At 66.4% G+C, this 6,680-nt stretch carries 6 protein-coding genes and 1 pseudogene; 4 read left to right on the top strand and 3 right to left on the bottom strand.

The features are described 5' to 3' along the window. Positions 1-105: 105 nt before the first annotated feature. Entirely contained in the window at positions 106-957 is an 852-nt protein-coding gene (locus tag GJ631_RS15160; protein WP_156709962.1) for a hypothetical protein, read from the top strand. 94 nt (positions 958-1,051) lie between these two features. Beyond that, on the top strand, positions 1,052-1,357 hold the full coding sequence (locus GJ631_RS15165) for a hypothetical protein (RefSeq protein ID WP_156709963.1): 306 nt from the start codon (positions 1,052-1,054) through the stop codon (positions 1,355-1,357). Here the strand turns inward: GJ631_RS15165 and GJ631_RS15170 are convergent. Genes GJ631_RS15170 through GJ631_RS15180 form a run of 3 tightly spaced genes read right to left on the bottom strand, consistent with a single transcriptional unit; the run spans position 1,354 to position 3,504 of the window. Beyond that, positions 1,354-2,028 (bottom strand): type I 3-dehydroquinate dehydratase, encoded by a 675-nt coding sequence (locus GJ631_RS15170; protein ID WP_156709964.1) that lies wholly within the window; start codon positions 2,026-2,028, stop codon positions 1,354-1,356. The genes GJ631_RS15165 and GJ631_RS15170 overlap by 4 nt on opposite strands. 22 nt (positions 2,029-2,050) lie before the next feature. Beyond that, positions 2,051-3,082: a site-specific DNA-methyltransferase gene (locus GJ631_RS15175; protein WP_370518692.1), complete on the bottom strand. Its 1,032-nt coding sequence runs from the start codon at positions 3,080-3,082 to the stop codon at positions 2,051-2,053. Between the two features lie 44 nt (positions 3,083-3,126). Beyond that, positions 3,127-3,504 (bottom strand): hypothetical protein, encoded by a 378-nt coding sequence (locus GJ631_RS15180; protein WP_156709966.1) that lies wholly within the window; start codon positions 3,502-3,504, stop codon positions 3,127-3,129. A 109-nt stretch (positions 3,505-3,613) separates the two neighbouring features. Here GJ631_RS15180 and GJ631_RS15185 point away from each other — a divergent pair, with 109 nt between their 5' ends. Both GJ631_RS15185 and GJ631_RS15190 read left to right on the top strand, forming a co-directional pair. Further along, positions 3,614-5,422 (top strand): flippase-like domain-containing protein, encoded by a 1,809-nt coding sequence (locus GJ631_RS15185; RefSeq protein ID WP_156709967.1) that lies wholly within the window; start codon positions 3,614-3,616, stop codon positions 5,420-5,422. 173 nt (positions 5,423-5,595) lie between these two features. Then, positions 5,596-6,548 (top strand): annotated as a pseudogene (locus tag GJ631_RS15190) (transcription initiation factor IIB family protein). The last annotated feature ends 132 nt before the right edge of the window (positions 6,549-6,680 follow it).

Raw genomic sequence — 6,680 nt, forward strand, 5'->3', positions numbered from 1 at the left:
GGTCGGCGTACAGTAAGGTCGTATTACGAGTGTATATCTCTGTATAACGAACTATGCGTACGTCGTCCAACGGTTATGGGATCGGCTCTGAAGGTGTGCCTCGTGGTGAGTCTCTTGCTGGTCGGCCTGCTCGCAGGGGCCGCCTTGGATGCCGGCGGGGGCGCTTCGACGGTTCTCGCTGACGACCACAGCGATGGCGATGATGATGAGGAGGATGAGGAAGACGAAGATGAGGAGGATGAGGAGGAGGACGAGGAGACGCTGATACCGCTGACGACAGTAGTCCCAATCGGCACTCCTCCTCGCTTGACGCCCACACTAACCGAGACAGCCATCCCGACGCCGACTCCAACGATGACCCCGACGGCCACCCGGGTTCCCACGCCAACTGCGACAGCCACTTCGACACCGACGGTGACTGCGACGGCTACCCGGACGCCGTCACCGACCGCAACGCAGCCACCGCCTACGCCCCGACCGACGGCGGTTCCGACATCCGAACCGACATCGACACCGATGCCGACGCCTACACCGAGTAGCGTCTCGTCGGCGGAGACAGAGCCCAAAGTTCTGGACGCGTCGCTTCCGGCAGACTGGGTTCGTGTGGGCTATTCGACCACGGTGCGAGTGAGGGTCACCAACCCCGGAGCGCAATCGACGGTGACTCTCAGGGTGACACACGCCAGTAACAGCGTCTCGACGCACTTCGTGAGGGTCGGAGCCGAGGAGACGGTCAACCTGAAATTGGACGTCTCCTTCGAGGAACCGAACGACGGCGTCGTTGCAGTAAACGGCGTCCCGGCGGGTGAACTGACCGTCGACGGCGGCGACGACGAAGCGGAGACGGCGACGCCCACCGAGCCGGTCGACCAGCCGGGATTCGGCGCTCTCGTGACTTTACTCGCTCTCATCGCGGGGACGCTGTGGGTATGGCGGGTTCGCGACGGGGCCAAGTAACCAGCGACGGGAGGTCCCTGCTGACTTCACCGGGTCGAGTTCCTTGCCACAGACAGGGTGACCGTTTTTATGACTCACTGTCGGAGTGGTCGGTATGGACGACGACAGCGACGTGTTGTTCCCCCTTTTCGTCGCGGAATTGCTCACGCTCGTCGTCGCACTCGCCGTTGTTACCGCCAGCCTGCTGGGTCGGACGGCGCTTCTCGCGTCGTTCTCCCGAACCGCTCGACTCCTCGCGCTCGGCTTTCTGACCGTCGAGTTGCTCGTTCCGGCGTGGCTGTACTACGACATCCGAAAACGGGGCGGCGATAGGATGTGGCTCCACGCCTCGGTGATGCCGATAGTGAACCTCCTCGCGGTCGCGGCCTACATCTCCGAGCGGAACGCTCGGGAGGATTAAACGAGGGAATCGACCAGCGACCGCAGCGTTTCGAGGTCGTACTGTCCGGGAGCGGTGACCTTCGCCGGGTCGACCGGCGCGTAGCCGATTTTCGACCCGTAGACGGGCGCGACCGCGCGTGTGTGACTGCCGGCCTCGCCCATCGCCATCGTCGCGACGCGCTGGCCGCGTTCGGTCAGTTCGTGGGTCGCCGACAGGACGGCCAGGGCGTCCGACCGGTCCTCGGCGGTGACCGCGAGTTTCGCCACGTCGCCGTAGGTGCCGGCACGGGTCAGAAGCGATTGGAGGCGCCCCTTCGAAGGCGTTTTCTCGAAGTCGTGGGTGGAGACGACGACCGAGACGTCTTCGGCGTCGGCGCGGTCCAGCAGGTCGCCGCCGTCGCCGTCCTCGAGCGTCGCGAGTTCGATATCGACGGCTTCGACCGACGGGTGGGCAAGGGCATCCGCGAGGGCGTCGAGGCGGCCCTCGTCGCTGGCCTCACCCCCCTCCCAGTCGGCGCGGTTGGTGACCAAGAGCGGAAGGTCGCCGTCGTAGGCGGCCAACTGCTCGCTCGGGGAATCGGCGAGGTCCATCCGGAACTCCACGCAGTCGGCGTGGGCGCGAGCGTCGGGTTCCTCATCGAGGTCGGCCGTCGCCGCCGCGAGCGTGAACGCGTCGAAATCGAGGGTCATACCCGCAGCGTCGAGCGGCACGTTAAAAGGGTTCGTGTGTCGCCCGGAACCGCGTCGGCGACTTCCCCGTCCGCTCGACGGCGGCGACCGTCGACAACTCGATGTGGCGTTCGTTCTTCGTGACGACGCGGGTGTCGTAGCGTTCGGCCTCGTAGTTCGCGGTGTCGGGATTGTCGGCGACGAACTCCCGGTGGGCTTCGAGCCGTTCGGCGGCGAGGTCCCGGGAGAGGTCGGGGGCGGTCTCGGCGCGGAGTTCGAACGTCGCCGCGAGGTCGGCATCGCGTTCGATTGCCACCGACGACCGGCCGGAGACCAGCGCCGCGAGCGAGGTGGTCCCAGTGCCGGCGAAGGGGTCCAACACGGTGTCGCCGCGAACCGAGTACATTCGGACGAGCCGGAGCGGGAGTTCGAGTGGAAACGCCCCCGAGCGCTCGCGGGCGCCGTCGTCGGCCTCGCGGGCCTGTCGGGTGCCGCGGATTTCCCAGCAGTCGGAGAACCACTCGTTTCGCTCCTCCCAGAAGAACGCCGAGGCGTAGCGGTCGTCGTCGTGCGGCGGGAACTCACGAGTGTCACCCTTCCGAAACAGCAGGACGTGTTCGTGTTCCAGCGTCGCGTAGGCGTTCGTCGGCAGCGTTCCCGACCCCATGAACTTCGCCGTGCTGTTGGTCGGTTTTCGCCAGACGATACCCGGCAGTTGGGTGAGGCCGGCCTCGGACAACCCCTCGACGATGCGGGCGTGGTTGGGGTACAGTCGGAACTCGCCGTCGAGCCGTCGGGTGGCGTCGCCGACGTTGACTGCGGCGATGCCGCCCGGCGCGAGGGCATCGGCGACACCCTGCCACACGTCGTCCAACAGGGCGTGCATCGCCTCGAACGCGGTGTCACCGTCGCCCGATTCGAGCGCCTCGGCGACGGCGTCGTCCTGGGCGGCGAAGGAGTCGTCCCACATTTCCACCATCGGGTACGGCGGCGACGTGACCACCAACTCGACGCTCTCGGAGGCGAGGTCGAGTTCGCGAGCGTCGCCGACGCGTACCTCGTGGGTCGTCTGCACGTCGAGGAGAAACGGGGGACGGGTAACGTGTTTTGCGGTCCGATTCAGGCCCGCCGGAGGAACGTCGCCTGTGCGGTCGTCCCCTGCGTACCGTAATCGGTCACGCGGACGCTGATGGTGTCGCCCTCACCGAGTGCATCCGACCCCGAGGGGTCCGGCACGTCTCTGACGAACGTCTGGAGGCCGTTTATCGTGCCACGCACCTCCGGCGGCGTCCGGTCGTACTGGGTTTCCTTGACGACGAGTTCGTACGTTTCACCCTTCTCGGCGGCTTCCTCCGGCGGGCGCTGTTGGGCTTGTTCGTGGGCCCGGTCGCGCTCCCGCTGGCCCTTCGAGGGCCCGCCGAGAACCGAGCGGCCGACGAGCAACACGACTACGACGGCGACGACTGCACCGGCACCGAGTACGTACGTCTCGACCATTGCCGGCAGTTCTCGGTCGATTGACAAAGCGGTTGTGACCGAGAGTGACGCAGCGGACCCCGAGGAGGAGACAGAAGGTTGATACGCGGCGCTGCCGCAGGATTCCCCGATGACAAACCGGGAGGTGAGCGTCGTTCTGCCCGCCTACAACGAGGCGGACAGCCTCGAACACACCGTCGAGGTGACGCTGTCGACGCTCGCGGAGTTCCTCCCGGCCGGCAGTTTCGAGGTCATCGTCGCCGAGGACGGCTGTGCGGACGCCACACCCGAAATCGCCGACCGGATGGCCGCCGAGGACGACCGGGTCCGACACTTCCACAGCGACGAACGCCTCGGCCGCGGCGGCGCACTGGAACGGGCCTTCCGCGAAAGCGACGGCGACGTGTTGGTGTACTTCGACACCGACCTCGCCACCGACATGCGGCACCTCGAAGAGCTCGTCGAATCGGTCCGCTCCGGCGACTACGACGTTGCGACCGGGTCGCGCCGCATCCCCGGCGACAAACAAGACCGCCAACCCGAACGCGGCGTCGCCTCGAAAGGGTACAACGGCCTCGTTCGGCTGTTCCTCCGGTCGCCGCTATACGACCACCAGTGTGGGTTCAAAGCGTTCGACCGCGATGTGCTGTTGGCGCTGCTCGACGATGTCGAGGACGACCACTGGTTCTGGGACACCGAAGTGCTCGTCCGCGCCCAGCGGGCCGGCTACCGAGTCAAGGAGTTCCCCGTCGACTGGGAACCGAAGGGCGACACCAAAGTCGACCTCGTCCGGGACGTCTTCGGGATGGGCAGTCAAATCCTGCGGCTGTGGTGGCAACTCGGCGTCAAACCCCGAATCGACCGACGGGTGACGATGGCCGCCGGCACCGCGCTCATCGTCGTCGCCCTCGCGTTGATGACCGTCTATCTCGACCCGACCGAAGTGTTGACGGCCCTGCAGTCGGCGGACCCGCGTTTGTTGGGCGTCGCCACCGTCGTCTACCTGCTGTCGTGGCCGCTCCGGGGGCTTCGGTACCGCGATATTCTCAGCGAGTTGGGGTACCGGGAACGCGTCGGCTTCCTCACCGGCGCCGTCTTCATCAGCCAAACCGGGAACCTCGTCTTCCCGGCCCGTGCCGGCGACGCCCTCCGAGCCTACATCGTGAAGGCGCGACGCGGCATCCCCTACCCCTCCGGGTTCGCCTCACTGGCAATCGAACGGGTGTTCGACTTGCTCACGATTACGGTGCTCGCGGGGGTGACGTTCCTCGGGCTTGCGGCCGCCGGCGTCGACGTGACAGCCATCGGTGCGACGCAGGCACCCGGGGAGGGCGAAAGCAGCGGTCGGACGGCGGTGTTCGTCGCGGCAGGCGTCGGTGCCGCGGCCATCGCAGCCGTCGGCGTCATCGTCGCGACGGCCCGCTCGGAGCGGAACCTCGTCCGGACGACGCTGGGTCGGGTCAGCAGCGACTCCTACGTCGACTACGTCGCGGGCGTCGTCGAGCGGTTCACCGGCGACATCCAGACCGTCGCACAGGACCGCCGAGCGTTCGCCCTCATCGGTGCCTCCAGCCTGCTCATCTGGGCTATCGACGTGGTGACGGCGCTCGTCGTCTTCGCCGCCTTCGGCGTCGACCTCGCGCTGTGGGAGCTCGTCGCCGTCGGGTTCTTCGCCGTCAGCGTCGGCAACCTCGCGAAGGTACTGCCGCTGTCGCCCGGCGGCATCGGTCTCTACGAGGGCGCGTTCTCGCTCATCGTGTTGGCGCTGACGCCGGTCGGTTGGGGCGTCGCACTGGCGGCGGCCATCGCCGACCACGCCATCAAGAACCTCGTCACCGTCGCCGGCGGCGTCGCCTCGACGCTCGTGTTCAACGTCTCGCTGACGACGGCCGTCGAGGAGGCCCGGGACGCCGAAAGCGAGGGGTCGGTCCGGGAGTAACCGCATATAAGACCGTCAGACACCACGTGAGACGGCCGCGAAAACGCCGTCGTTGCGGTCCGTCGCTCGTAATTACCAGAACTTTTAAAACCTTTTCGCACCACTGTAGGTGTAGCGACTGCTGACCGGGTTTTTCGGGGTGTATCCCTACCTGGTAGCACCCGCCTCGTAGCATGAGCGAGCACACACGAACACGAACGACCGACACCGAGACGGAACGGGAAGCCGAACGAGACGAACGAGCGGGCTGTCCCGAATGCGGCGGGAAGCTCAGCGCGGATACGGAACACGGCGAGACGGTCTGTCGCGATTGCGGCCTCGTCGTCGAGGAGGACGAAATCGACCGCGGCCCGGAGTGGCGCGCCTTCGACAGCGCCGAGAAGGACGAGAAGTCACGCGTCGGCGCCCCGACGACCAACATGATGCACGACAAGGGGCTGTCGACGAACATCGACTGGCGCGACCAGGACGCCTACGGCAACTCACTCGGCGCCCGACAGCGCCAGAAGATGCAGCGCCTCCGCAAGTGGAACGAGCGATTCCGAACGCGGGACTCGAAAGAGCGCAACCTCAAGCAGGCACTCGGCGAAATCGACCGCATGGCGAGCGCCCTGGGACTGCCGGACAACGTCCGAGAGACCGCTTCGGTCATCTACCGCCGAGCCCTCGACGAGAACCTCCTGCCCGGCCGCTCCATCGAGGGCGTCTCGACGGCGTCGGTGTACGCCGCTGCCCGACAGGCCGGCGTCCCCCGCAGCCTCGACGAAGTCGCCGGCGTCTCCCGCGTCGAGAAGAGCGAAATCGCCCGCACCTACCGCTACGTGGTCCGAGAGTTGGGTCTGGAAATTCAGCCAGCCGACCCCGAGAGCTACGTGCCGCGCTTTGCCAGCGACCTCGACCTCTCCGACGAAGCCGAAAACCGCGCCCGCGAGCTGCTCCGAAACGCCAAGGAACAGGGCGTCCACTCCGGGAAATCGCCGGTCGGACTCGCCGCCGCCGCGGTGTATGCGGCCTCACTTTTGACCAACGAGAAGACGACACAGGCCGCCGTCAGCGAGGTGGCCGACATCTCCGAGGTCACCATCGTAACCGATACAAGGAGTTGCTGGAGCCGGCGACGTCGTAACGGCCTAATCGGGTTCGGATTCATCGCTCGATTCGCGGCGTGAAACGTTTTTCAATCGCTTTTACTGAGGACCGAGAGCGTAGCGTATGCGACGACGGGAGTTCATCGTCGGTTCGGGTACTGCAGCGACGG

This window comes from Natronomonas sp. CBA1123 (assembly GCF_009741925.1).
Taxonomy (GTDB): Archaea; Halobacteriota; Halobacteria; order Halobacteriales; family Haloarculaceae; genus Natronomonas.